Origin of the sequence: Micromonospora craniellae (genome assembly GCF_014764405.1) — a bacterium.
Lineage (GTDB): Bacteria > Actinomycetota > Actinomycetes > Mycobacteriales > Micromonosporaceae > Micromonospora > Micromonospora craniellae.
The window spans coordinates 5,374,548-5,397,722 of record NZ_CP061725.1; the positions used below are offsets into that span (position 1 = coordinate 5,374,548).

Sequence of the window (23,175 nt, forward strand, 5' to 3'; positions counted from 1 at the left end):
CAGGCACCGGGCCGCGATCGCGGAATCCGCACAATCGCAGCCCGGTGCCCCACACCGCGGCACCCCCGACCCGTCCCGACCGGGGAGTGCCGTACCACCACCGGTAACAAAGTTAAGCGGCCTCCGCGTCGCGAGGGTGACGCTGTCGTGAAGATCGTGTTTCGTCCGCGTCGGACCGCTGTGACCTGGATTACCGCCTCAGCGGCGCAGGCCCCCGGCCACCTCGCCCGCGATCAGCTCGAACGAGCGCACCCGGTCGGCCACGTCGTACACCATCGCGGTCAGCATCAACTCGTCCGCGCCGGTACGCGCCAACAGCTCCCCCAACTGCCGACGGACCGTCTCCGGTGAACCGGTCGCCTGCCCCTCCCGGCGCTGCACCACGAACTCCCGCTCCAGATCCGTGTACGGGTACGCCGCCGCCTCCTCCGGCGTGGCGAGCGGCTCCGGCCGCCCCGACCGCAACCGCAGGAACGACAACCCCGCCGGCCCGGACAACCACTCGGCCCGCTCGTCGGTCTCCGCGCAGACCGCGTTCACCGCCACCATCGCGTACGGCCGCTCCAACCACTGCGACGGGCGGAAACTCTGCCGGTACAACGCCAACGCCGGCAACGTGTTCTGCGCGCTGAAGTGATGCGCGAACGAGAACGGCAACCCCAGCACACCCGCCAGCCGGGCACTGAACCCGCTGGATCCGAGCAACCACACCGCAGGCCGCTGCCCCCGCCCCGGGGTGGCTGTGATCGGCCCCGACCCGTCCTCGCTGAAGTACTCCATCAGGTCGGCCAACTCCCGGGGGAAACCCTCCGCCGACAACCCCTCCATCGTCCGGCGCAACGCCAACGCGGTCACCTGGTCGGTGCCCGGCGCGCGACCGATACCCAGGTCGATGCGGCCCGGATGCAACGCCTCCAACGTGCCGAACTGCTCCGCGACGACCAGCGGCGCGTGGTTCGGCAACATCACCCCACCCGACCCGAGGCGGATGGTCTCGGTGTGCGCGGCCAGGTGCGCGAGCAGCACCGCCGGCGCCGACGAGGCGATGGCCGGCATGTTGTGGTGCTCGGCCACCCAGAACCGGCGGTAGCCCCACTCGTCGGTACGCCGCGCCAACTCGCATGTGTGCCGCAACGCCTCGGTCGCGGAGGCGCCGGCCGCGACGGGGGCCAGGTCGAGGACAGACAACGGTACGTCGATCACACGGCTGCCAACCCGCCGGATGCCGCATCTGTTTTCTACCGCCGGGGACGTGAGTCATCCCATCCCGCGCGCCTGCTCGAAGATCAGGCTGGTCTGGGTGTGCTGCACGGCCGGATCCACGGCCAGGTGATCGAGCACGAAGTCCCGCAGCGCCTCCGCCGACGCCGCCCGCACGTGCAACACGTAGTCGTCCGCCCCGGCCACGTGGAACACCGACACCACCCCCGGCAGCCGGACCGAACGCGTCCGGAACGCGTCCACCGCCGCGCGCGCGTGCTCGGTCAACCGCACCGACACCAACGCCTGCAACGGCAACCCCACCGCCGCCGGATCCACCTCGGCGTGGAAACCCCGGATCGCCCCACACTCCCGCAACGCCCGGGTACGCGCCAGACACGTCGACGGCGCCACCCCCACCCGCTCGGCCAGCGCATTGTTCGGCAACCGCCCGTCCGAGACCAGCTCGGTCAGGATCGCGCGATCGGTGTCGTCCAGGGCCGCGAACGGCCGCACATCGTTCGGAACGAGGGGCATGGCACCATCCTCCACCGAACATCACCAACTCAGATAGGGGTCTGTAGCGAATGATCTTCGGAACTATTGCCCCTGTGTGGCAACTTGTTCGATGCTTGCCGGCATGACGACCGTGGACACCCGAGCCGTGCACGCCGGCCGCGACGACCTCGCCGCGCTGGGCGTCCACGTGCCCCCGATCGACCTCTCCACCACCAACCCGCTGCCCTCGGTCCACGACGGCGGCGACGCGTACGAACTCCTCGCCACCGGCGGCACCCCGCCGCCCGGCACCAGCGCCGTCTACCAGCGGCTCTGGAACCCCACCGTGGCCCGCTTCGAAACCGCCCTCGCCGAACTCGAAGACACCACCGACGCCGTCGCCTTCGCCAGCGGCATGGCCGCACTCACCGCCGCCCTGCTGGCCGCCACCCGCGACGGCAGACGACACCTGGTCGCCGTCCGCCCGCTCTACGGCGGCACCGACCACGTGCTCGCCACCGGCCTGCTCGGCACCGACGTGACCTGGGCCCGCCCCGACGAGGTCGCCGCCGCGGTCCGCCCCGACACCGCCCTGGTCGTCGCCGAGACCCCCGCCAACCCCACCCTCGACCTCGTCGACATCCGCGTCCTCGCCGACGCCGCCGGCGACGTGCCACTGCTGATCGACAACACCGTCGCCACCCCGGTCCTCCAGCAACCCGCCCGCCACGGCGCCGCGCTCGTGCTGCACAGCGCCACCAAGAGCATCGGCGGACACGGCGATGTCCTCGCCGGCGTCGTCGCCGGCGACCCGCACTGGGCCGCCCGGCTGCGCCAGGTCCGCGCGCTCACCGGTGCGGTCCTGCACCCGCTCGGGGCCTACCTGCTGCACCGGGGCCTGCAGACGCTGCCGCTGCGGGTCCGCGCCCAACAGGCCGGCGCGGAGAAGATCGCCGCCTGGCTCGCCGACCACCCCGCCGTCGAACGCGTGCACCACCCCGGACTCGACGACCACGCCGGGCTCATCGGCCGCCAACTCGCCGGCCCCGGCAGCCTGCTCGCCTTCCGGGTACGCGGCGGCGCACCCGCCGCAGCGGCGGTCGCCGGCGCCTGCCGGCTGATCACCCATGCGGTCTCGCTCGGCGGCGTCGACACCCTCGTCCAGCACCCGGCGTCGCTGACCCACCGCCCGGTCGACGGGGACGCCAAACCCGACGGCGGCCTGCTGCGGCTCTCGGTCGGACTGGAGGACCCCGAGGACCTGCGCGCCGACCTGGCCCAGGCGCTCGCCGTCGCCTGACCCGCCGAGCCTGCGGTCACGACTTCGGGCCGACGTGGCGGTCCAACGCGCCGACCGCCTCCCGGCGCGCGACGGAGAGGCTGTTGCGGCGGTTCATCCGCCAGGCCACCCCGAGCAGGTCCAGCGCCCACTGGCACAGCCCCATGATGTCGGCCGACTCGTTGACGAACATGTAGCGCGGATAGACGTACGTCCTGCCCCGAACCGTGACCCGGTTGGCGAACCGGCAGCCGTCGGAGTGGAACAGGCCCCGCAGGAAACTGCCGGCATGCGCCTGCACGATCGGCCGTTGCCAAGCCGCTAGCACGATCGGTCGGCGGTGTTTGGGGCCCGGGCCGTGCTGCGGCAGCAGGCGATTCGCAACACCGGCACCCGGGCGGCGGTGACCAGGTGCCCGTCGCCGAGATAGAGACCGAGCAGGTAGGCGTACTGATCGAGGTCTGTCGGATTCTCGACCTCGCGGCGGCACCGGAAACAGCGCGACGCGGTGCTCAGTTGTCTCGGTTCCGGCTGGACCCGGCACCAGTGGCGGACGGTGGGGTAGGGCACCCCGACGGCGCGGGCGACCTCCGCGACTGTTGCACCGCTGCGGTGCATCCGCAGCGCTCGGGAACGCAGATCAGGTGGGTGCACCGGGGCATTCTCGAACGCCCGTGCGACACTTCTGGTGTCCCCGGTGGGACTCGAACCCACACTGTCGGAGGTTTGAGCTCCGTTTCTCTGCCAATTGGAATACGGGGACGTGCACGCTCAACGCCTGTCGCGTCGGCCCATAGGTTACCCACTACGCTAGGAGCGGCGACACCCGGTACCGCGGGTGTCGGGCACAGACTGGGTGGGAGTGGCTCGTGGCCGAGACGCAGACGGATGCCGCGCGCAGGCGGGTACTGATCGCCGAGGACGAGGCGCTGATCCGGCTGGACCTGGCCGAGATGCTGGCCGAGGAAGGCTACGAGGTGGTCGGGGAGGCCGGCGACGGCGAGACCGCCGTGCGGCTGGCCGAGGAGCTCAAGCCCGATCTGGTCATTCTCGACATCAAGATGCCGATCATGGACGGACTGGCCGCCGCCGAGCGGATCGCCGGCGCCCGGATCGCGCCGGTGATCATCCTGACCGCGTTCAGTCAGCGGGACCTGGTCGAGCGGGCCCGTGCGGCCGGCGCGATGGCGTACCTGGTCAAGCCGTTCCAGAAGTCCGACCTGGTGCCGGCGGTCGAGATCGCCCTGTCCCGCTACTCGGAGATCGCCGCGCTGGAGGCCGAGGTCGCCGGGCTCAACGACCGGCTGGAGGTCCGCAAGAGCGTCGAGCGGGCCAAGGGTGCGCTGATGACCACCTACAACATGACCGAGCCGCAGGCGTTCAAGTGGATCCAGCGCACGGCGATGGACCACCGGATGACCATGAAGGAGGTCTCCGAGCGCATCCTCGCCGAGACCGCAGGTGGCGGCGAGGTCACTCGCCCGGCGGCTCCCTGACCGCCGCCGTCACGGGGCTGTCGTGATCCCCGGTGGCCGTTAGCGGCGGCATGGGTGCCCGGCGTTCCGCGCTGATCCGGCGACCTGGGGCACCTCGTGTGGGCGTACCCGGTGGTCGTCGGTTGGTCCTGGTGGTGTGCGGGCTGCTGGCGGTGGTGCTGGCGGGTTGTCCGGCGCCGCAGCGGCGCGACGCCGACCCGGAGCCGGCCCGGCTGCAGTGGCAGCGGGTGGAGTTGCCGAGCCCGGACGGGCCGGGTCGGGTCCTGGTGCGCGACCTGGTGGTGTGCGCCGGCCACCGGTACGCGGCCGGGGCGGTGGCGGATCCGGGCGGTGTCACCCGTCCGGCGCTCTGGTCCAGTGTGGACGGTGTGGCGTGGACGCCGGTGCCGTTGACCGCGGACTCGTTCTACGGGCGGCAGAGCGTGCTGTTCTCGGTCGGCTGCCGTGACGGCGCGGTCGCCGCGGTCGGCGGCAAGGTCGGTGGCGCGCACGGCAATCCCCGGGTGAGCACCTGGTGGCAGCGTCGGGACGGCACGCTTGTCGAGGTGGCGGCGTCGTTCGAGCTGTACGGCGGTCCGAAGGCGGTCAACGTGTCCCGGTTGGCCGGTGGTCCGGACGGGTGGTTGATCGTCGGGAACCGGGCCGGCGGGGCGGCGGCCTGGGTGTCGCCAGACGCGGCGGAGTTCGCGATCGTCGAGGGGGCGCCGGAGTTGGCCAGTGACGGCCAGGGTGTGACCTGGGCGTTCGACGCGGTGGCCGGGCCGTCCGGTTGGTTGGCGGTGGGCGGCCTGCTGGCGCCGGGTCGCATCGACCGTGACCCGGCGGCGTGGACCTCCTCGGACGGGCGTACCTGGCAGCGGACGGTTCTGCCGGGCGGCCAGGAGTACGAGGAGATGCAGCGGGTGGTCCTGGTCGACGGGGTGCCGCTGGGGGTGGGGTTGCGCGGGTGGGCGTTCGGCGCGTGGCGCCGGGAGCCGGCCGGGTGGACGGCGGCGGGCGGGTTCGGTCGGGTGGCCGGTGGGGTGCCATCGGTCGGGGGGTTGGCCGTCTCCGCCGGGCGGGTGCTGGCGGTGGTGTCCGACGGTGAGCGGTACGGCGGTTGGCTCTCCGAGGACCGAGGCGACGGCTGGCGGCCGGTGGAGCTGCCGGTGGCGGCGCCGGTCGGGGCGGCCCGGGCGGTGAGTCTGTCGGCGGACGGGGGACGGTGGTGGCTGGCGGTGGACGACGGGGCGCAGACCTCGTTGTGGGTGGGGCAGCCGGGTGCGTCACAGAAGTGACGCACCCGTAACTCTCGGTGGTTTTCGCTGTGGAAACATGATCTTCATGAGAGGGCCGCCGGGACGCCTGTCCGGGCGTGTCGGCGATGTTCCGTGGTGTTCCGACTGGCGCACAGGCATCGGCCAACGACCGGTCAGCGGATTGACCTGTTACGGGAGTGGCAGGCTTGACGGCGCTCTTCGTAACGGTTTCGCAGACCCCGCTCCGCCCTCTTCCTTGGCCGAATGAGTGTGGGTACGCTCCGCCAGCACGAGCCGTAATGCAGGGGGCGTCCCTGCCCGGCGGCGGCAGACGGGCCACACCTTGTCGCCGCCCGCCGGGCCCGGTGCCCGCCTGCTTCTGGAGGAGGTCAGGAAGCCGTGAGGCGAAGCTATTCAAGGGCGCTGGGTACTGCCGCGCTCGCCGCGGTGCTGGTCGCCGCCGCCGGGTGCCAGGACGCCGGCGACAGCGGCGACAACACCGCGTCCGGTGACTGCGGTGGCAAGATCGCCATCTTCGGCGCGTTCACCGGCGACAACGCGGGTCTGGTGCTGCCGTCGCTGAACGCCGCGAAGCTCGCGATCAAGCAGCACAACGAGGCGAACGCCGACTGCAAGGTCGAGATGGTCGAGTTCGACACCCAGGGTGACCCGGCGCAGGCGACGCCGGTCGCGAACCAGGTCGCGGGTGACACCTCGTTCCTCGGCGTCATCGGTGGTCACTTCTCCGGTGAGTCGGACGCCACCATGCCGGTCTACCAGGCCGCCGGTCTCGTCATGATCGCACCGTCGGCGACCCGGACCGACCTGACCCAGAAGGGCAACACGTCCTTCTACCGGGTGGTCGGCAACGACGGCACCCAGGCGGGCGCCGTGGCGACCTACCTCAAGGGCGAGAACGCGCAGCGGGTCTTCCTGATCGACGACGCCAGCGCCTACGGCGCCGGTATCACCGCCGAGCTGACCAAGAACCTGGGCGCCACGGTCGCGGCCAGCGACAAGATCCAGGAGCGGCAGTCGCAGTTCGAGGCGACGATCTCCAAGATCAAGGCGGCGAACGCCGACTTCGTCTTCTACGGTGGCTACACCCGTGAGGCCGCGCCGCTGGTCCGCCAGATGCGGGCCGCCGGTGTGACCGCGAAGTTCATCGGCCCGGACGGTCTGTACGACCCGGCGTTCCCGGCCGGTGCGTCCGGTGGCGCCGACGGCTCCATCATCACCTGCCCGTGCCTCCCGCCGGACAAGGCCGGTGGCACCTTCACCGCCGACTACCAGGCCGAGTACGGCCAGCTGCCGGGTTCGTACGGTGCTGAGGGCTTCGACGCCGCGCAGATCTTCATCGACGCCTTCAAGGATGGCAAGAAGAGCCGCGCCGAGATCCTGGAGTTCGTGAAGAACTACGACAAGCAGGGCGTGTCGAAGTACATCAAGTTCGACGCCAACGGCGACGTGGACCCGTCGAGGGTCGTCATCTGGGCGTACCAGATCAAGGGTACGGAGATCTCTCCGCTGCAGGAGCTCAAGCTCAGCTGACGAACAGTGTCGGGGTGCGGCCGGGGTGATCCCCCGGCCGCACTCGATGCAAGGAGACCTGGTGAATTTCGCGGACCTCTTCAGCCACATCGGTCAGCACACCGTCGACGGGTTGTCCAAGGGGGCGATCTATGCCCTGATCGCTCTCGGTTACACCCTGGTGTACGGCGTCCTGCGCCTGATCAACTTTGCCCACTCCGAGGTCTTCATGGTCGGCACCTTCGCGGTGCTGGGCCTGTGGACCGCCCTCGGGGTGGAGAACAACCCGCCGCTCGGCCAGGCGGTGCTCTTCCTGGTACTCGGCCTGATAGTCGCGGCGATAGCCTCCGGCGGCACGGCCCTGGCGATCGAACGGGTCGCGTACCGACCGCTGCGGCGCAAGAACGCGCCGCCCCTCATCTTCCTGATCACCGCGATCGGGCTGTCGCTGGTCCTGGTGGAGATCTTCGGCCTGGTGCTGCCGAAACTGCTGGGCGACCTGGTGCCGTCCATGTTCGGCCGCGGCCGGATCATCCTCGGCATGCCGACGATCATCGAGCAGAAGACGCTGTTCACGATCGGCAACACCGACATCAACAACATTCAGTTGATCGTGATCGTGTCCGCGGTGGCGATGATGGTGGTGCTGGACCGGTTCATCAACCGCACCCGGTACGGCCGGGGTGTGCGGGCGGTGGCGCAGAACCCGGAGACGGCGGCCCTGATGGGCGTCAACCAGGAGCGCGTGATCATGCTGATCTTCGTGCTCGGTGGCATCATGGCGGGCGCGGCGGCGCTGCTGTGGGGCATGCGGTTCGGCTTCACGCAGAACAGCATCGGTTTCGTGCTCGGCCTCAAGGCGTTCACCGCGGCCGTCCTCGGCGGCATCGGTAACCTGCGCGGCGCGTTGCTGGGCGGACTGTTCCTCGGCATCGTCGAGGTCTACGGCGCCACCATCTTCGCGTCCAACTGGGAGGACGTCATCGCCTTCGTGGTGCTGGTCATCGTGCTGATGTTCCGCCCGACCGGCATTCTGGGTGAGTCGCTGGGGAGGGCCCGAGCATGATCGACAAGATTCGTGACCTGGACCGGAAGCGCACCGACGCCCTGCACTCGGTCGGTGACCGGTGGCGGGCGCTGCCGAAGTGGCAGCGGGTGCTGTCCTTCGTCGCCTTCGTGATCTTCCTCTACTACCTGCCGCTGCTCGGCATCCCCGGCCTGACCTGGCTGCGCACCGACTCGATCTCGGGCGGTAGCAACTGGGCCGGTGTGCTGTTCACCTGCGCCGTCTACGTGTTGGTGGCGATCGGTCTCAACGTCGTGATCGGCCTGGCCGGTCTGCTGGACCTGGGCTACATCGGCTTCTTCGCCATCGGCGCGTACGCGGTGGCCCTGTTCGGCTCGGTGAACTCGCCGGTCGTGCAGTGGATCCAGGCGGAGTTCAACCTCCCGACGACCTGGGCGGTGGCCTGGGCGATCTGCGTGTTCATCGCGTTGGTGATGTCGCTGATCTCCGGCGTCATCCTGGGCTGGCCGACGCTGCGGCTGCGCGGTGACTACCTGGCCATCGTGACGCTCGGCTTCGGCGAGATCATCCGGATCGTGGCCCGCAACCTGGAGGGCGTCACCCGGGGTCCGCAGGGCATCTCGGCGATTCCCGGGCCGGAGGGCCCGCCCTCGCCGGACAACCAGATCTTCGGCCTGGTCGACGTCAAGCCGTGGTACTGGCTGGCGATCAGCGTCGTGCTGCTCATGGTCTTCGCGGTGCGCCGGCTGGAGAACAGCCGGGTCGGCCGGTCCTGGCTGGCCATCCGGGAGGACGAGGACGCTGCGGCGGTGATGGGCGTCTACCCGTTCAAGTTCAAGCTCTGGGCGTTCGCCATCGGTGCGGCGCTCGGCGGTTTCGCCGGTTTCCTGTTCGCCAGCCGGTACGCCTTCATCGACCCGACCCAGTTCAACGTGAACCTGTCCATCCTGTTCGTGGCGATGGTCGTGGTCGGTGGGTCCGGCAACATGGTCGGCGTCTCGGTGGGCGCGGTGCTGCTGGCGTACCTTCCGGAGCGGTTCCGTGAGGTCGCCGACTACCGGTGGCTGGCCTTCGGTCTGGCCATGGTGCTGGTGATGATCCTGCGTCCGCAGGGCCTGATCCCCAGCGGACGGCGGGCCCGTGAGCTGAAGGACCGCGCGGCGGAGGCAGAGGAGGCGCCCGCTCATGTCTGACGAGACCAACACCCCGTCCGACGAGACGGAGACCCCGGCGACGCCGAAGATCCCGGCGCAGCCGGGACCGCGCAAGACGCTGCTGGAGATCGACGACGTCACGCTGCGCTTCGGTGGCGTGGTCGCGCTCAACGGGATCAGCTTCGATATCAGGGAAGGCGAGATCCTCGGCCTGATCGGGCCGAACGGCGCCGGCAAGACCACCTGCTTCAACGTGATGACCGGGGTCTACAAGCCGACGTCGGGCGCGGTCCGGTTCCGCGGTGAACGGGTCACCGGCCGTAAGCCGCACCAGATCAGCCGGATGGGCATCTCCCGGACGTTCCAGAACATCCGGTTGTTCCCTGAGATGTCCGCGCTGGAGAACGTCATGGTCGGGACGGACTCCCGGCACAAGACGAGCGTGCCCGGCGCGCTGTTCCGGCTCTACCGGGTGCGGCCCAAGGAGGAGGAGCTGCCGCAGGTCACCGCCTCCGGTGGCATCGTGCGCACCTGGCAGCAGTTGCGGCGGTCCTTCGCCAAGACCTTCGGTCTGTCCCGGCACATCCTTGAGGAGCGAGCGGCCGAGGACAAGGCGATGGAGCTGCTGCGCTTCGTCGGCATCGCCGACCGGGCGAACGACGCGGCCCGTAACCTCCCGTACGGCTACCAGCGACGACTGGAGATCGCCCGGGCGCTCGGCACCGAGCCGAAGCTGCTCTGCCTGGACGAGCCGGCGGCCGGGTTCAACCCGGCCGAGAAGGAGGATCTGCTCGGGCTGATCCGCCGGATCCGGGACAAGGGCGTGACCGTGCTGCTGATCGAGCACGACATGCGACTGGTGATGGGTGTGACCGACCGGATCGTGGTGCTGGAGTTCGGCAGCAAGATCGCCGATGGTCAGCCGGCCGAGGTCAGTCGAGACCCGCGGGTGATCGCGGCGTACCTGGGGGAGCCCGCCGATGCTGCTTGAGTTGAACGACGTCAGCGTCTCGTACGGTCGGATCGAGGCGCTGCACGGCATCAGCCTCACCGTCAACGAGGGCGAGGTGGTGGCCCTGATCGGTGCCAACGGCGCCGGCAAGACCACCACCATGCGGGCCATCTCCGGGATCCGTTCGCTGTCCGGCGGCCGGATCACCTTCGACGGCGAGGACATCAGCAAGCTCCGTGCCGACCTGCGGGTGGTCCGGGGTCTGTGCCAGTCACCCGAGGGCCGGCAGATCTTCCCCGGCATGACGGTGCTGGAGAACCTGGACATGGGGGCGTACACCCGGCGGGACCACGCCGGCATCGCCGCCGACCTGGAGAAGGTGCTGGAGCTGTTCCCCCGGCTGCGCGAGCGGCGCAAGCAGGCCGGTGGCACGCTCTCCGGCGGTGAGCAGCAGATGCTCGCCGTCGGCCGGGCGCTGATGAGCCGGCCGAAGCTGCTGCTGCTGGACGAGCCGTCGATGGGCCTGGCCCCGATGATCATCCAGCAGATCTTCGACATCATCGTGGAGATCAACCAGCAGGGCACCACGGTGCTGCTGGTGGAGCAGAACGCGCAGCAGGCACTCTCCCGCGCACACCGGGCGTACGTCCTGGAGACCGGGCGGATCGTCAAGGAGGGCACCGGGCAGGAGCTCCTGCACGACCCCTCGATCAAGGAGTCGTACCTGGGCGTGGCCTGACCGCCGCGTACCGTCGACGGCCGCCCGCCCCCACACCGGGGCGGGCGGCCGTCGACGTTCCCGGTGGTCCGCCGGTGCCGCCGCGGCGGGGGCTGTCGGGGGTACGGGCTAGAGTCGCAGCCGTGACAGCTACGACGCCGCGCCTGCTCCTCGTCGACGGACACTCCCTGGCATACCGGGCGTTCTTCGCCCTGCCGGTGGAGAACTTCTCCACCACGACCGGGCAGCCGACCAACGCCGTCTACGGCTTCACCTCCATGCTGATCAACGTGTTGCGCGACGAGCGGCCGACGCACCTCGTGGTCGCCTTCGACGTGTCGCGTCGCTCCTTCCGCGCCGACAGGTACGCGGAGTACAAGGCCGGCCGCAGCGAGACGCCGACCGACTTCAAGGGTCAGGTCAGCCTGGTCAAGGAGGTCCTGGCGGCGTTGCGGGTGCCGGTGGTGGAGAAGGAGGGCTACGAGGCCGACGACGTCATCGCCACCCTCGCCTGCCAGGCGCGGGACCAGGGCATGCCGGTGCTGATCTGCACCGGTGACCGGGACGCCTTCCAACTCGTCGGTGAGCAGGTCACCGTGCTCTACCCGCGCAAGGGCGTCTCCGACCTGGCCCGGATGGACCCGGCCGCGATCGAGACGAAGTACGGCGTGGGCCCGCAGCGGTACCGCGATCTGGCCGCGCTGGTCGGCGAGACCAGCGACAACCTGCCCGGCGTCCCGGGCGTCGGGCCGAAGACCGCGGCCAAGTGGATCAACACGTACGGCGGGGTGGAGGGTGTGATCGCCCGCGCTGACGAGATCAAGGGCAAGGCCGGCGACAGCCTGCGGGAGCGGCTGGCCGACGTGATCCGCAACTACGAGATCAACTGCCTGGTCTCCGACCTCGACCTGCCGGTGCGGCCGGAGGACGCCCGCTGGCAGGGGTGGGACCGCGAGGCGGTGCACCAGGTCTTCGACACCCTCCAGTTCCGCATCCTGCGGGACCGGCTCTACCAGTACCTCGACGCCGTGGAGCCGGAGGCCGAGGCGGGCTTCGACCTGACCGGCGAGGTGCTCGCCGCCCCCGGTGCGTTGGCCGGCTGGCTGGAGACGCACGCCACGGCCGAGACCACGGTCGGCGTCGCGGTGAAGCTGGACACCGGCCCCAACCGCCGGCACACCGCCGTGGTCACCGGCATGGCCCTGGCCACCGCCGACGGTGCGGCGGCCTGGTTCGAACCGAGCGGGCTGGCGCAGGCCGACGAGGTGGCCCTGGCAGGTTGGCTGGCCGACGAGAGCCGACCCAAGGTGCTGCACGACAGCAAGCCGGCCGTGCTGGCCTTCGCCGCGCACGGCTGGTCCCTGGCCGGCATCGCCCGGGACACCCAGATCGCGGCCTACCTGGCCCGCCCCGACCAGCGCTCCTACGACCTGACCGACCTGGCGCTGCGCTACCTGCACCGGGAACTGCGGGTCGACGCGCCGGACGACGGCCAGCTCACGCTGGACGGGCTGGGCGGTGACGGCGAGGCCGAACAGAACCTGATGCTGCACGCCCGCGCCACCCTCGACCTGGCCGAGGCGATCGACACCGAGCTGTCCCGCGACGGGGAGCAGTCGGCCCGGCTGATGGCCGGGGTGGAGCTGCCGCTGATGCGGGTGTTGGCCGGCATGGAGCGCATCGGCATCGCGGCCGACACCGACTACCTCTCGGAGTTGGAGGCGCACTTCGCCGCCGAGGTGAAGGCCGCCGCCCAGGGCGCGTACGCGGTGGTCGACCGGGAGTTCAACCTGGGCTCGCCCAAGCAGCTCCAGGAGATCCTCTTCGGCGAACTGAACCTGCCCAAGACCAAGAAGATCAAGACCGGGTACACCACCGACGCCGACGCCCTCCAGTGGCTCTACGCGCAGACCGAGCACCCGCTGCTGCACCACCTGCTGCGGCACCGCGACGTGGCCAAGCTCAGGTCGACCGTGGACGGTCTGCTCAAGTCGGTCTCCGACGACGGGCGCATCCACACCACCTTCAACCAGACGGTGGCCGCCACCGGCCGGCTCTCCTCCACCGAGCCGAACCTGCAGAACATCCCGATCCGCACCGAGGAGGGGCGCCGGATCCGTCGCGCCTTCGTGGTGGGCGAGGGGTACGAGTGCCTGCTCACCGCCGACTACAGCCAGATCGAGATGCGGATCATGGCGCACCTGTCGGCGGACGACGCGTTGATCCAGGCGTTCCACTCCGGCGCCGACTTCCATGCAGCCACCGCCTCGTCGGTCTTCGGGGTGCCGGTCACCGAGGTCACCCCGGACCAGCGGCGCAAGATCAAGGCGATGAACTACGGCCTGGCGTACGGGTTGAGCGCGTTCGGCCTGTCCCAGCAGCTCGGCATCACCGCCGACGAGGCGCGGGGGCTGATGGAGGACTACTTCGCCGGGTTCGGCGGGGTCCGCGACTACCTGCAGGAGGTGGTAGCGCGGGCCCGCCAGGACGGCTACACCTCCACCGTCCTCGGTCGTCGGCGGTACCTGCCCGACCTGGTCAGCGACAACCGGCAGCGGCGTGAGATGGCCGAGCGGATGGCCCTGAACGCACCGATCCAGGGCTCGGCGGCGGACATCATCAAGGTCGCCATGCTGCACGTCGACACCGCGCTGCGGGAGGCGGGGCTGGGTTCCCGGATGCTGTTGCAGGTGCACGACGAACTGGTCTTCGAGGTGGCGCCGGGCGAGCGGGCGGCGCTGGAGGAACTGGTCCGACGCGAGATGGGCGGGGCCTATCCGCTCTCCGTGCCGCTGGAGGTGTCGGTCGGCGAGGGCCGGGACTGGAACAGCGCCGACCACTGACGGCCCGCGCCGGGGGCGACCGCCACCACGCGGACGCCGCGCGGCGCCAGCTCCACCGCCCAGCTGCGGGTCAGCGAGTCGAGGGCGGCCTTGCCCGCCGCGTAGAGCGCGGAGCCCGGCCAGGCCCGCTGCCCGGTGGCCGGTCGCGGTCTCGGCCAGCGGCGCGGCGCGGCGGCCGACCGCGAGCACGTGCGCCCCGGCGGAGCCGAAGGCACGGGCGGTGGCGCGGCCGATCCCGGTGCCGGCGCCGGTCACGATGACCACCCGGCGTGACGTGTCGTCGTTCATGTCCCCGAGCGTCCGACCCTGCCGTCAGTGGCAGGGTCAAGCGGGGGCGGCGCGGCGGGCGGGTCAGCGGGTCGGGCCGCGGCGGTTCCTCGGTGGGGCGCCGTGCCGTTCCAGTGCCCGCCGGGACGGGCCGCCGGGTGGCGGCAGCGTAGCCTTGACGGGATCGTGGCCCCAGTTCATCAGCGAGTAGCGCCACCGTGTCTCGCGGACGTCGCCGCTGGGCCGCTGCGCCATGTGCCGCCGCACGTACCCGACGACCTTGCGCATGTGCTTGTAGTCGGCCGCGCTGAGCTGGTCCCGTTTGCGGCGGAGCAGGTCGACGATCTTCCGGCCGGATTCGTGGCCGACCGACTCGCCGCCCCCGGTCCCCTTCTTCTGCCAGCCGACGTGCTTGGACTCCGGCGTCTCCAACCACTGCTGGAGCTCGCCGGGCTTCATGTTCACCGCCTCGGTGAACTCCCGGTAGGTCTGCTGCTCGTCACTCCCGCTCACGGCGCAGCACCTCCTTGACCACGCCGTACGCCCGGCCGCTGTGGCTGGCCCAGGAGACGTGGTCGCCCCGGCGGAACTCCTTCTCGGCCATGCCGCCGGTTACCCGGGGGAGCGGGGCGGAAACGGGCCGCCCCTGCGGTGGACCTTGAGTGGGAGAAGACCTTCAACGGGGCCTCGGCGCACCACGTTCTTGGCCGCGTTTCTCGGTGACGAAGACGGCGGTGCCGGGGAAGAGGCGACCGCGTAGTGGGCTCCACTGTCCCCAGATCCCGTCGTGCCCCTCGGGCCACTCCGGCTCCACCAGGTCCACCAGGCGGAACCCGGCGCCGACCAGCTCGCGGATCCGGTCGCCGAGGGTGCGGTGCTGCTCGACGTAGGTGGCCACGCCGGTCTCGTCCTGCTCCACGTACGGCTGCCGGTCGAAGTAGGAGTGCACGGCGGTCAGCCCGCCCTCACCCGGGTCGTCGAGGAAGATCCAGCGCATCGGGTGGGTGACCGAGAAGACCCAGCGACCGCCGGGGCGCAGGATCCGACACACCTCGCGCATCAGCGCCGCCGAGTCGTCGACGAACGGCACCGCGCCGAACGCCGTGCAGGCGATGTCGAAGCTGCCATCGGCGAACGGCAGCGCCAACGCGTCGGCCTGGGCCAGCGGCACGCGTACCCCGCTGCGGTCGGCGGCGTGCGCGGCGTGGCGCAACATGCCGGCGGACAGGTCCACCGCGACCGGGTGGGCACCCTGGGTGGCCAGCCAGCGGGCGCAGGACGCGGCCCCGCAGCCGACCTCCAGCACCCGGCGTCCGGCCAGCTCGCCGAGCAGCCGGGCGTCGGCCTCGCGCAGCCCCTCCGGGCACCAGACGAAGTCCACGTCGCCCAGGAAGGCCCCGTGTTCGGCCTGGTAGGCGTTGGCGTCGGTGTCCCACCAGCGGCGGTTGGCGCGGCGGATCTCGGCGTCGCCGACCCGGCGCCGGGTCACCCGGTTGTCGTCGTCCACCCGCTCACGCTAGGCGTCCGCAGGGGGCAGATCGGCGGTGGGCCGGGGTGTCGTGGTATCCGCTGGCCGAAATCTCCGCTTTCGCGGGTGGTGAGGTGATGAGGAGGCGGGAGGGCTTGCACGCTGTGGTAATGCAGCGGGTAGGGTAGACGATGCGCTCGCGGATCGTGTGCCTCGGCAGGGAGCAGGTGCGCGGTCGACGGAGTCACATCAAGATCTCGTTCAGCGATTTCCGGGTGGTGGGTCCGCCGACGGATCCGTTGGCGCGCACAGGTCACCGCGACACCAGCCTGCTGTGACACACCATCCGACCGGAGCAACCGCCCACATGACGAGCAGCATCGAGGCCCCCTCGAGCGCCACCAAGGTCACCGTCGACGATCTCGGCTCTGAGGAGGCTTTCCTCGCCGCGATCGACGAGACCATCAAGTACTTCAACGACGGCGACATTGTCGAAGGCACCGTCGTCAAGGTCGATCGGGACGAGGTCCTGCTCGACATCGGCTACAAGACCGAGGGTGTCATCCCCTCTCGGGAGTTGTCGATCAAGCACGACGTGGACCCGGCAGAGGTCGTCTCGGTCGGTGACCACATCGAGGCCCTTGTCCTCCAGAAGGAGGACAAGGAGGGGCGGCTGATCCTCTCCAAGAAGCGGGCGCAGTACGAGCGGGCCTGGGGCACGATCGAGAAGATCAAGGACGAGGACGGTGTCGTCCGCGGTTCGGTCATCGAGGTGGTCAAGGGTGGCCTCATCCTCGACATCGGGCTGCGCGGCTTCCTGCCCGCCTCCCTGGTCGAGATGCGGCGTGTGCGCGACCTGCAGCCGTACGTCGGCCGCGAGCTCGAAGCCAAGATCATCGAGCTGGACAAGAACCGCAACAACGTGGTGCTGTCCCGCCGTGCCTGGCTGGAGCAGACGCAGTCCGAGGTGCGCACCGAGTTCCTCAACAAGCTCCAGAAGGGGCAGGTCCGCAAGGGCGTCGTCTCCTCGATCGTCAACTTCGGCGCGTTCGTCGACCTCGGCGGCGTGGACGGTCTGGTGCACGTCTCCGAGCTGTCCTGGAAGCACATCGACCACCCCTCCGAGGTGGTCGAGGTGGGCCAGGAGGTCGAGGTCGAGGTCCTGGACGTCGACCTGGACCGCGAGCGGGTCTCGCTGTCGCTGAAGGCGACCCAGGAGGACCCGTGGCGGCAGTTCGCCCGCACCCACGCGATCCAGCAGATCGTGCCGGGTAAGGTCACCAAGCTGGTGCCGTTCGGCGCGTTCGTCCGCGTCGACGACGGCATCGAGGGCCTGGTGCACATCTCCGAGCTGGCCGAGCGCCACGTGGAGATCCCCGAGCAGGTCGTGCAGGTCGGCTCCGAGGTCATGGTCAAGGTCATCGACATCGACCTGGAGCGTCGCCGGATCTCGCTGTCGCTCAAGCAGGCCAACGAGGGCTTCGTCGAGGGCGAGGAGCACTTCGACCCGACCCTCTACGGCATGGCCGCGACCTACGACAACGAGGGCAACTACATCTACCCGGAGGGCTTCGACCCGGAGACGGGCGAGTGGCTCGAAGGGTACGACAAGCAGCGCGAGACCTGGGAGAACCAGTACGCCGAGGCGCGGCAGCGTTGGGAGGCGCACCAGAAGCAGGTGCAGACCTCTCGGGCCGCCGAGGCCGAGGCCGCTGCCAACCCGCAGCCTGCTCCGACCGGCACCACCACCTCGACCAGCGCGGCGCCGAGCCGCCAGGCCGAGGAGCCCGCGGGCACCCTGGCCACCGACGAGGCCCTCGCCGCTCTGCGGGAGAAGCTCGCCGGCGGCAAGTGATCCGCTGCTGACGACGACGGGCCCCGCCCCGACCTGGACGAACCGGGTCGAGGCGGGGCCCTCGACGTCGACGGACCCGCGCGCGTGGCCGGTGGCTTGGCGCAGCCGCCATGGTCAGGTTGACTGGGTGCCGTGTTGAAGATCGGACTCACCGGCGGGATCGGTTCGGGCAAGAGCGCGGTGGCGCGCCGGCTGGTCGAGCGCGGGGCGGTACTCGTCGACGCCGACCGGATCGCGCGGGAGGTCGTCGCCCCCGGCACCGACGGTCTGGCCGAGGTCGTCGCGGCCTTCTCCGAGCGGGTACTCGCCGACGACGGCGCCCTGGACCGGGCGGCCCTCGGCGAACTGGTCTTCGCCGACGAGTCGGCCCGCCGCCGGCTGGAGGCCGTCGTGCACGGCCGGGTGCGGGCGCGTACGGCGGAACTGGTCGCCGCGGCGCCACCGGACGCCGTGGTGGTCAACGACGTACCGCTGCTGGTGGAGGTGGGGCTGGCCGCCACGTACCACCTGGTGGTCGTGGTGCACACGGAGGTGGAGACCCGGCTCGCGCGGTTGGTCCGCGACCGGGGGATGAGGCGGGTCGAGGCGGAACGGCGGATCGCCGCCCAGGCCGACGACGACCGTCGCGTGGCGGCGGCGGATGTGCTGCTGACCAACGACGGCACCCTCGACGCGCTGCATGCGGCGGTCGACGCGCTGTGGCACGACCGGCTGGTGTCCTACGAGGTCAACCTGCGCCAGCGGCGGGCGGCCCGGCTGGACCGGGTACGCCTGGCCGAACCCGACCCGACGTGGCCGCAGCAGTACGCCCGGCTGGCCGCCCGGATCCGGCACGCGATCGCCCCCGCTGACCTGCGCGTCGACCACATCGGGTCGACCGCGGTGCCGGGGCTGGCCGCCAAGGACGTGATCGACATCCAGCTCGGCGTGTCGTCGCTGGCCGAGGCGGACGGGCCGCTGGCCGACCGGCTCGCCGATGCCGGGTTCCCCCGGCTGCCCGGTGAGTGGTGGGACACTGCGCGGACCGGTGGCGGCCGGTGGGAGAAGAGGTTGCACGGCAGCGCCGACCCGGGCCGCCCGGTGCACCTGCACCTGCGGGTGACCGGTTCGCCCGGCTGGCGGTACGCGCTGCTGATGCGCGACCACCTGCGCGCCGATCCGGGCCGGCGGGCCGCGTACCTGGTGCTCAAGCGGGAGCTGGCCGCCTCTGCGCCGGACAGCTTGGCGTACGCCACGGCGAAGGACCCGTGGTTCGACGAGGAGCACCTACGGGCCGAGGAGTGGGCCGCCCGGAGCGGGTGGCGTCCCTGACCGGTGGGCCGCGTACCGGCCGGATGTGTCAGGTCCGCGGGGTCAGCCGGGGCACCCGCCCGGTGGTGAGGTCGAGCTGTGCCCAGGTCCCGGCCGGAGTCGGGGCCTCCAGCCGGCGCAGCGTCCCGGTGCGGTCGATCCAGTAGCGCGTCGGCCCCTGGGCGGTCTCGACCTCGACGACGTCCACCGTGACGCCGGTGTGGCTGTCGCCACGTACCCGCCGGGTGCTGCCCTGCGGACCGCTGCCTCGGGCGGCCCGCAGCGCGGCGGACACCAGCGGGTCCAGGGCCGAGGTGCGGTGCGGGCCGGTCCGCCAGCCGGTGGCCGGCGGGGGCAGCGGCGGCGGTGCCTCGGGGTCTCCGACGGGTCGCGTTTCGATCCGGGCCACCGCCTTGCGGTCCTGCCGCACCAGGGTACGAAGGTCCGCCGCGTCGAGAGCGGTGACACCGAGGTACGCGGTGCCCGACGTCCAGCTCACCCAGCCGGCGCCGCGCAGGTCGAGGCCGGTGCCGACCGGGCCGACCAGGGTGACGGTGGCGCCGCCGGCGGCGCGTAGCCGGGCGGGCAGCCGCTGCCAGCGGTGCCGTTCGGCGGCGGTGAGGGCACGGGGCAGGCCGGGGCGGCCGCCCAACGCGTCGACCGGGCGCAGCGTGGGCCGGTCGGCACGGTGTAGCCGGAGGTGCACCGGTCCGACGCCGGGCAGGGTGGTCTCGACGCGGTGCAGCCGCCCGGCCGCGTCCAGCCAGTACCGGGCGGTGTCGCCAGGGGCGGTGCGGGGCTCGGCGGTGGGCGGACCGGCCGGGGTGGGGCCGCCGGGGGTGGCGGTGCCCCGCAGGGACGCCTCCAGGACGTCGACCGTCTCCCCGTCGACCTCCGCACGCCGCAGCCAGCGGCCGGACAGCTCGTCGGCGGGCTCCGTCCGGTCGCGGGCAAGGTCGAAGATCAGGCCCAGCAGCGGGTCGAGGGACCGGTCGGTGGGCAGTCGCCAGTCGCCGCCCGGCGGCACCAGCGGCGGCATGGCGGGGGTCGACATGGCGTCCGGGTCGGGGCGGACCACCGTCACGGCGGGGGTCGCCTGGGCCAGTCCGCGCAGCGTGCCCGCGCCGGGACCGCTGACGTCGAGATAGACCAGCCGGCGGGCCCAGTCCACCCAGCCGAGCAGGTCGGTGCGGCCGGCGGCGCCGCTCACCGTGAGATGCAGCCCGGAGCGGACGTCCCGGTAGTTGACGACCCGCATGGCGGCCAACCGGTCCCGCTCGGCGGCCGTCAGCTCGCGAGCGGGCGGTGCGGCGGGTGCCCAGTTCACCAGCGTCGCGATCAGGGTGACGGCGGAGGCGGCGGCGGTCAGGGCGAGCGCGGCCAGGACGACGCGGCGGCGCCGGGCGGCGGCTCGCCGGGACTGCGCGGCCTCGTGGTCCGCTCCGGCGAGGTCGTCGTCCTCGCCGGGGTGTCCGGCCGCCGGGTCGTGCATGCCCCGCATCACGGCCGCCCGGCGGACGCCGGGACGCGGCCGGTGGGGTCCGGCGCCCGGGTCGGGGCCGGACAGTCCGAGGATCGCCGGTGGGGTGAGGCCGGCGCGGTGCCGACGGGTCCCGGCACGGTGGCGGCTGCCCCGTCCGGCGGAGGCGTCCGCCGGGCGGTCGGGCGAGGTGCGCGTGTCGGCCGGGATGGGTGCGTCAGACGGGGTCCGCGTGTCTGCCGGGGCTCTGGTGTCGGGGGCCCGCGTGTCGTCAGGGTCGCCGGTGTGGCCGGGGCAGGTGTCGTCGGAGGCCGGTCGTGAGGTGTCCTTCACGGGAGGATGAACGGGGCGGACCGGGCCGGGGTGACGACGTGCCGGGGAATGAGGACGTGCACCGGTGTGAGGAGGTGGCGGCGCTCGCGGCGGCCGGTCTGCGCGTTCGGCGCGACCACGTCGGGCGCGCACGCCGGGCATGCCGGGTGCTGCGGCCTTCGGTGCCGGGGGCGGCGTGGCCTGTGGGGCCCGCCACCGGCCCGGTCGGCCGCCGCGAGCGGCCTACGGCAAAAGCCTAGCCGGGTGAGAAGAACCACACAATGCGAATATTGAAGCCGATCAGGTGCCGCCCGTAGTCGCGGCGGACTGTCGGTCCCCCGGCGTACGGTTGACGTCATGGCGCTCGACATTCCCCGGCTCGACGGCCGTTTCCAGGTCGTCAGCGAGTTCCAGCCGGCCGGTGACCAGCCGGCGGCCATCGACGACCTGGAGCGACGGGTCCGCCGTGGCGACCGGCACACGGTGCTGCTCGGCGCGACCGGCACCGGCAAGAGCGCCACGACCGCCTGGCTGATCGAGCGGCTGCAACGGCCCACGCTGGTGCTGGCACCCAACAAGACGCTCTGCGCCCAGCTCGCCAAGGAGTTCAGCGAGCTGCTGCCGGACAACGCCGTGGAGTACTTCGTCTCGTACTACGACTACTACCAGCCCGAGGCGTACATTCCACAGACCGACACGTACATCGAGAAGGACTCCTCGATCAACGAGGAGGTCGAGCGGCTGCGGCACTCGGCCACCATGTCGCTGCTCACCCGACGCGACGTGGTGGTGGTGGCGACCGTCTCGGCGATCTACGGCCTGGGCACCCCGGAGGAGTATCTCGACCGCGCCGTGCGGGTCGCGGTCGGCCAGGAACTGGACCGGGACCAGTTGCTGCGTCGGCTGGTCGACATCCAGTACACCCGCAACGACATGGCCTTCCAGCGGGGCACGTTCCGGGTCCGGGGCGACACGTTGGAGATCATCCCGGCGTACGAGGAACTCGCCGTGCGCATCGAGCTGTTCGGCGACGAGGTGGAGAAGCTCTACTACCTCAACCCGCTCACCGGGGACGTGGTGCGCGAGGTCGACCATCTGCTGATCTTCCCGGCGACGCACTACGCGGCCGGGCCGGAGCGGATGGAGCGGGCGATCCGCGACATCGAGACCGAGTTGGGCGAGCGTCTGGCCGAGATGGAGCGGCAGGGCAAGCTGCTGGAGGCGCAGCGGCTGCGGATGCGCACCACGTACGACATCGAGATGATGCGGCAGGTGGGCTTCTGCTCCGGCATCGAGAACTACTCGATGCACATCGACGGGCGGTTGCCAGGCAGTCCGCCGCACTGCCTGCTCGACTACTTCCCCGACGACTTCCTCACCGTCGTCGACGAGTCGCACGTGACCATCCCGCAGATCGGCGGCATGTTCGAGGGCGACGCCTCGCGCAAGCGGATGCTGATCGACCACGGGTTCCGGCTGCCCAGCGCCGCCGACAACCGCCCGCTGCGGTTCGACGAGTTCCTGGAGCGGGTCGGCCAGATGGTCTTCCTGTCGGCCACTCCGGGTCCCTGGGAGCTGGAGCACTCCCAGGGCGAGTACGTCGAGCAGGTGATCCGCCCGACCGGCCTGGTGGACCCGGAGGTCGTGGTGAAGCCCACCAAGGGCCAGATCGACGACCTGATGCACGAGATCAAGCTGCGGACCGAGCGTGACGAGCGGGTCCTGGTCACCACGTTGACCAAGAAGATGGCCGAGGACCTGTCGGACTACCTGTTGGAGAACGGCATCCGGGTGCGCTACCTGCACTCCGAGGTGGACACGTTGCGTCGGGTCGAGTTGCTGCGTGAGCTGCGCCGGGGAGACTACGACGTGCTGGTCGGCATCAACCTGCTGCGGGAGGGCCTGGACCTGCCCGAGGTGTCGTTGGTCGCGATCCTGGACGCGGACAAGGAGGGCTTCCTGCGCAGCGGCCGGTCGTTGATCCAGACCATCGGCCGGGCGGCCCGGAACGTCTCCGGTCAGGTGCACATGTACGCCGACAAGATCACCCCGTCGATGGCGGCCGCGATCGAGGAGACCGACCGGCGTCGGGCCAAGCAGATCGCGCACAACGAGGCGCACGGGATCAGTCCCGAGCCGCTGCGGAAGAAGATCCACGACATCCTCGACGACATCTACCGCGAGGCGGAGGACACCGAGGCGACCCGGGTCGGCGGTGCGGTACGGCAGTTGTCGCGGGGCAAGGCGCCGGTCAAGGAGACCCGCAGCCGGGCTCGGGGCGGCGCGGCCACCCCGGCCCGCGAGGGCATGGCGCGGGCCGAGTTGGCGCAGCTCATCCAGGAGCTCAACGACCAGATGTTGGCCGCCGCGCGGGAGTTGCAGTTCGAGTTGGCAGCCCGGATCCGCGACGAGGTCGCCGACCTCAAGAAGGAGTTGCGGGGGATGGACGCGGCCGGGGTGACGTGACGCCGGGGGCGGGTGTGGCGGCGCGCGACGATATCCGGTTCGTTGCGTAGCGCAAGCGAGGTATTGCCGTGAGTGACTGTCCTGCGTACTCTCCGACGGTGG

21 protein-coding genes, 1 tRNA gene and 1 pseudogene are annotated in these 23,175 nt (G+C 71.2%); 12 read left to right on the forward strand and 11 right to left on the reverse strand.

Going from position 1 to position 23,175, the window contains the following annotated elements:
* Positions 1 to 198 precede the first annotated feature (198 nt).
* Together ID554_RS24375 and ID554_RS24380 are read right to left on the reverse strand one after the other, a co-directional pair.
* Positions 199 to 1,203: an LLM class flavin-dependent oxidoreductase gene (locus ID554_RS24375; protein WP_191088623.1), complete on the reverse strand. Its 1,005-nt coding sequence runs from the start codon at positions 1,201 to 1,203 to the stop codon at positions 199 to 201.
* A 54-nt stretch (positions 1,204 to 1,257) separates the two neighbouring features.
* Entirely contained in the window at positions 1,258 to 1,737 is a 480-nt protein-coding gene (locus ID554_RS24380) for an Lrp/AsnC family transcriptional regulator (protein ID WP_117227124.1), read from the reverse strand.
* Between the two features lie 103 nt (positions 1,738 to 1,840).
* Between ID554_RS24380 and ID554_RS24385 the strand changes: the two genes are divergently transcribed.
* Complete coding sequence (locus tag ID554_RS24385) at positions 1,841 to 2,998, forward strand: trans-sulfuration enzyme family protein (protein WP_191088624.1); 1,158 nt, start codon at positions 1,841 to 1,843, stop codon at positions 2,996 to 2,998.
* A gap of 16 nt (positions 2,999 to 3,014) precedes the next feature.
* Here the strand turns inward: ID554_RS24385 and ID554_RS31925 are convergent, their stop codons facing one another.
* The 3 genes from ID554_RS31925 to ID554_RS24395 form a co-directional block, all read right to left on the reverse strand.
* A complete protein-coding gene (locus ID554_RS31925; RefSeq protein ID WP_223884225.1) occupies positions 3,015 to 3,278 on the reverse strand; it encodes a hypothetical protein in 264 nt (87 codons plus the stop codon).
* Between the two features lie 20 nt (positions 3,279 to 3,298).
* Positions 3,299 to 3,631, reverse strand: coding sequence for a helix-turn-helix domain-containing protein (locus ID554_RS31930; protein WP_223884226.1), 333 nt, complete (start codon positions 3,629 to 3,631; stop codon positions 3,299 to 3,301).
* A gap of 32 nt (positions 3,632 to 3,663) precedes the next feature.
* Positions 3,664 to 3,740, reverse strand: a tRNA-Leu gene (locus ID554_RS24395).
* Between the two features lie 106 nt (positions 3,741 to 3,846).
* Here ID554_RS24395 and ID554_RS24400 point away from each other — a divergent pair.
* The 8 genes from ID554_RS24400 to polA all read left to right on the forward strand — a co-directional run bounded on the left by ID554_RS24400 (position 3,847) and on the right by polA (position 13,935).
* Positions 3,847 to 4,473, forward strand: a complete 627-nt coding sequence (locus ID554_RS24400) for an ANTAR domain-containing response regulator (protein ID WP_117227126.1) — start codon at positions 3,847 to 3,849, stop codon at positions 4,471 to 4,473.
* Positions 4,474 to 4,604: 131 nt separating this feature from the next.
* Complete coding sequence (locus tag ID554_RS24405; protein ID WP_396888566.1) at positions 4,605 to 5,750, forward strand: hypothetical protein; 1,146 nt, start codon at positions 4,605 to 4,607, stop codon at positions 5,748 to 5,750.
* Positions 5,751 to 6,110: 360 nt separating this feature from the next.
* Complete coding sequence (locus tag ID554_RS24410; protein ID WP_117227128.1) at positions 6,111 to 7,262, forward strand: branched-chain amino acid ABC transporter substrate-binding protein; 1,152 nt, start codon at positions 6,111 to 6,113, stop codon at positions 7,260 to 7,262.
* 46 nt (positions 7,263 to 7,308) lie between these two features.
* Positions 7,309 to 8,307, forward strand: coding sequence for a branched-chain amino acid ABC transporter permease (locus ID554_RS24415; protein ID WP_396888567.1), 999 nt, complete (start codon positions 7,309 to 7,311; stop codon positions 8,305 to 8,307).
* A complete protein-coding gene (locus ID554_RS24420; RefSeq protein ID WP_117227129.1) occupies positions 8,304 to 9,461 on the forward strand; it encodes a branched-chain amino acid ABC transporter permease in 1,158 nt (385 codons plus the stop codon). The genes ID554_RS24415 and ID554_RS24420 overlap by 4 nt, the downstream gene beginning before the upstream one ends.
* Positions 9,454 to 10,413: an ABC transporter ATP-binding protein gene (locus tag ID554_RS24425; RefSeq protein ID WP_117227130.1), complete on the forward strand. Its 960-nt coding sequence runs from the start codon at positions 9,454 to 9,456 to the stop codon at positions 10,411 to 10,413. The genes ID554_RS24420 and ID554_RS24425 overlap by 8 nt, the downstream gene beginning before the upstream one ends.
* On the forward strand, positions 10,403 to 11,113 hold the full coding sequence (locus ID554_RS24430; RefSeq protein ID WP_117227131.1) for an ABC transporter ATP-binding protein: 711 nt from the start codon (positions 10,403 to 10,405) through the stop codon (positions 11,111 to 11,113). Before ID554_RS24425 ends, ID554_RS24430 begins: the two co-directional genes overlap by 11 nt.
* Positions 11,114 to 11,235: 122 nt before the next feature.
* The gene (gene polA / locus ID554_RS24435) at positions 11,236 to 13,935 is read left to right on the forward strand and encodes a DNA polymerase I (RefSeq protein WP_117227132.1); all 2,700 of its coding nucleotides are present in this window, start codon (positions 11,236 to 11,238) and stop codon (positions 13,933 to 13,935) included.
* On the opposite strand, the gene ID554_RS33215 is transcribed toward polA, so the two are convergent.
* From ID554_RS33215 to ID554_RS24455, 5 genes and pseudogenes are all read right to left on the reverse strand, one after another.
* The gene (locus ID554_RS33215; RefSeq protein WP_396888409.1) at positions 13,866 to 14,150 is read right to left on the reverse strand and encodes an SDR family oxidoreductase; all 285 of its coding nucleotides are present in this window, start codon (positions 14,148 to 14,150) and stop codon (positions 13,866 to 13,868) included. The genes polA and ID554_RS33215 overlap by 70 nt on opposite strands.
* Positions 14,125 to 14,223: pseudogene (locus ID554_RS33220) on the reverse strand (ketoreductase); the annotation flags it as partial. The gene ID554_RS33215 and the pseudogene ID554_RS33220, both read right to left, overlap by 26 nt.
* Before the next feature lie 63 nt (positions 14,224 to 14,286).
* Positions 14,287 to 14,715, reverse strand: coding sequence for a DUF3140 domain-containing protein (locus tag ID554_RS24445; RefSeq protein WP_117227133.1), 429 nt, complete (start codon positions 14,713 to 14,715; stop codon positions 14,287 to 14,289).
* Positions 14,702 to 14,806 carry an HVA1 family protein gene (locus tag ID554_RS24450; RefSeq protein WP_223884227.1) on the reverse strand — a complete coding sequence of 35 codons (105 nt, stop codon included), beginning with the start codon at positions 14,804 to 14,806 and terminating at the stop codon, positions 14,702 to 14,704. The genes ID554_RS24445 and ID554_RS24450 overlap by 14 nt, the downstream gene beginning before the upstream one ends.
* A 72-nt stretch (positions 14,807 to 14,878) precedes the next feature.
* A complete protein-coding gene (locus ID554_RS24455; protein WP_117227134.1) occupies positions 14,879 to 15,709 on the reverse strand; it encodes a class I SAM-dependent methyltransferase in 831 nt (276 codons plus the stop codon).
* 328 nt (positions 15,710 to 16,037) lie between these two features.
* Between ID554_RS24455 and rpsA the strand changes: the two genes are divergently transcribed.
* Together rpsA and coaE are read left to right on the forward strand one after the other, a co-directional pair.
* Positions 16,038 to 17,525: a 30S ribosomal protein S1 gene (rpsA, locus tag ID554_RS24460; RefSeq protein WP_117227135.1), complete on the forward strand. Its 1,488-nt coding sequence runs from the start codon at positions 16,038 to 16,040 to the stop codon at positions 17,523 to 17,525.
* 132 nt (positions 17,526 to 17,657) lie between these two features.
* Positions 17,658 to 18,836, forward strand: a complete 1,179-nt coding sequence (gene coaE / locus ID554_RS24465) for a dephospho-CoA kinase (RefSeq protein WP_117227136.1) — start codon at positions 17,658 to 17,660, stop codon at positions 18,834 to 18,836.
* A gap of 28 nt (positions 18,837 to 18,864) precedes the next feature.
* Here coaE and ID554_RS24470 read toward each other — a convergent pair whose 3' ends face one another.
* Positions 18,865 to 20,628, reverse strand: coding sequence for a hypothetical protein (locus ID554_RS24470; protein WP_117227137.1), 1,764 nt, complete (start codon positions 20,626 to 20,628; stop codon positions 18,865 to 18,867).
* A gap of 336 nt (positions 20,629 to 20,964) precedes the next feature.
* Here ID554_RS24470 and uvrB point away from each other — a divergent pair, with 336 nt between their 5' ends.
* Complete coding sequence (gene uvrB, locus ID554_RS24475) at positions 20,965 to 23,073, forward strand: excinuclease ABC subunit UvrB (RefSeq protein WP_117227138.1); 2,109 nt, start codon at positions 20,965 to 20,967, stop codon at positions 23,071 to 23,073.
* Positions 23,074 to 23,175 lie beyond the last annotated feature (102 nt).

Bases quoted from the DNA above. Each gene is read 5' to 3' on its own strand.
- ID554_RS24425 (WP_117227130.1), top strand. From the start codon at position 9,454: ATGTCTGACGAGACCAACACCCCGTCCGACGAGACGGAGACCCCGGCG.
- ID554_RS24415 (WP_396888567.1), top strand. From the start codon at position 7,309: ATGCAAGGAGACCTGGTGAATTTCGCGGACCTCTTCAGCCACATCGGT.
- ID554_RS24420 (WP_117227129.1), top strand. From the start codon at position 8,304: ATGATCGACAAGATTCGTGACCTGGACCGGAAGCGCACCGACGCCCTG.
- ID554_RS24380 (WP_117227124.1), bottom strand. From the start codon at position 1,737: ATGCCCCTCGTTCCGAACGATGTGCGGCCGTTCGCGGCCCTGGACGAC.
- ID554_RS24430 (WP_117227131.1), top strand. From the start codon at position 10,403: ATGCTGCTTGAGTTGAACGACGTCAGCGTCTCGTACGGTCGGATCGAG.
- ID554_RS24450 (WP_223884227.1), bottom strand. From the start codon at position 14,806: ATGGCCGAGAAGGAGTTCCGCCGGGGCGACCACGTCTCCTGGGCCAGC.
- rpsA (WP_117227135.1), top strand. From the start codon at position 16,038: ATGACGAGCAGCATCGAGGCCCCCTCGAGCGCCACCAAGGTCACCGTC.
- uvrB (WP_117227138.1), top strand. From the start codon at position 20,965: ATGGCGCTCGACATTCCCCGGCTCGACGGCCGTTTCCAGGTCGTCAGC.
- ID554_RS24385 (WP_191088624.1), top strand. From the start codon at position 1,841: ATGACGACCGTGGACACCCGAGCCGTGCACGCCGGCCGCGACGACCTC.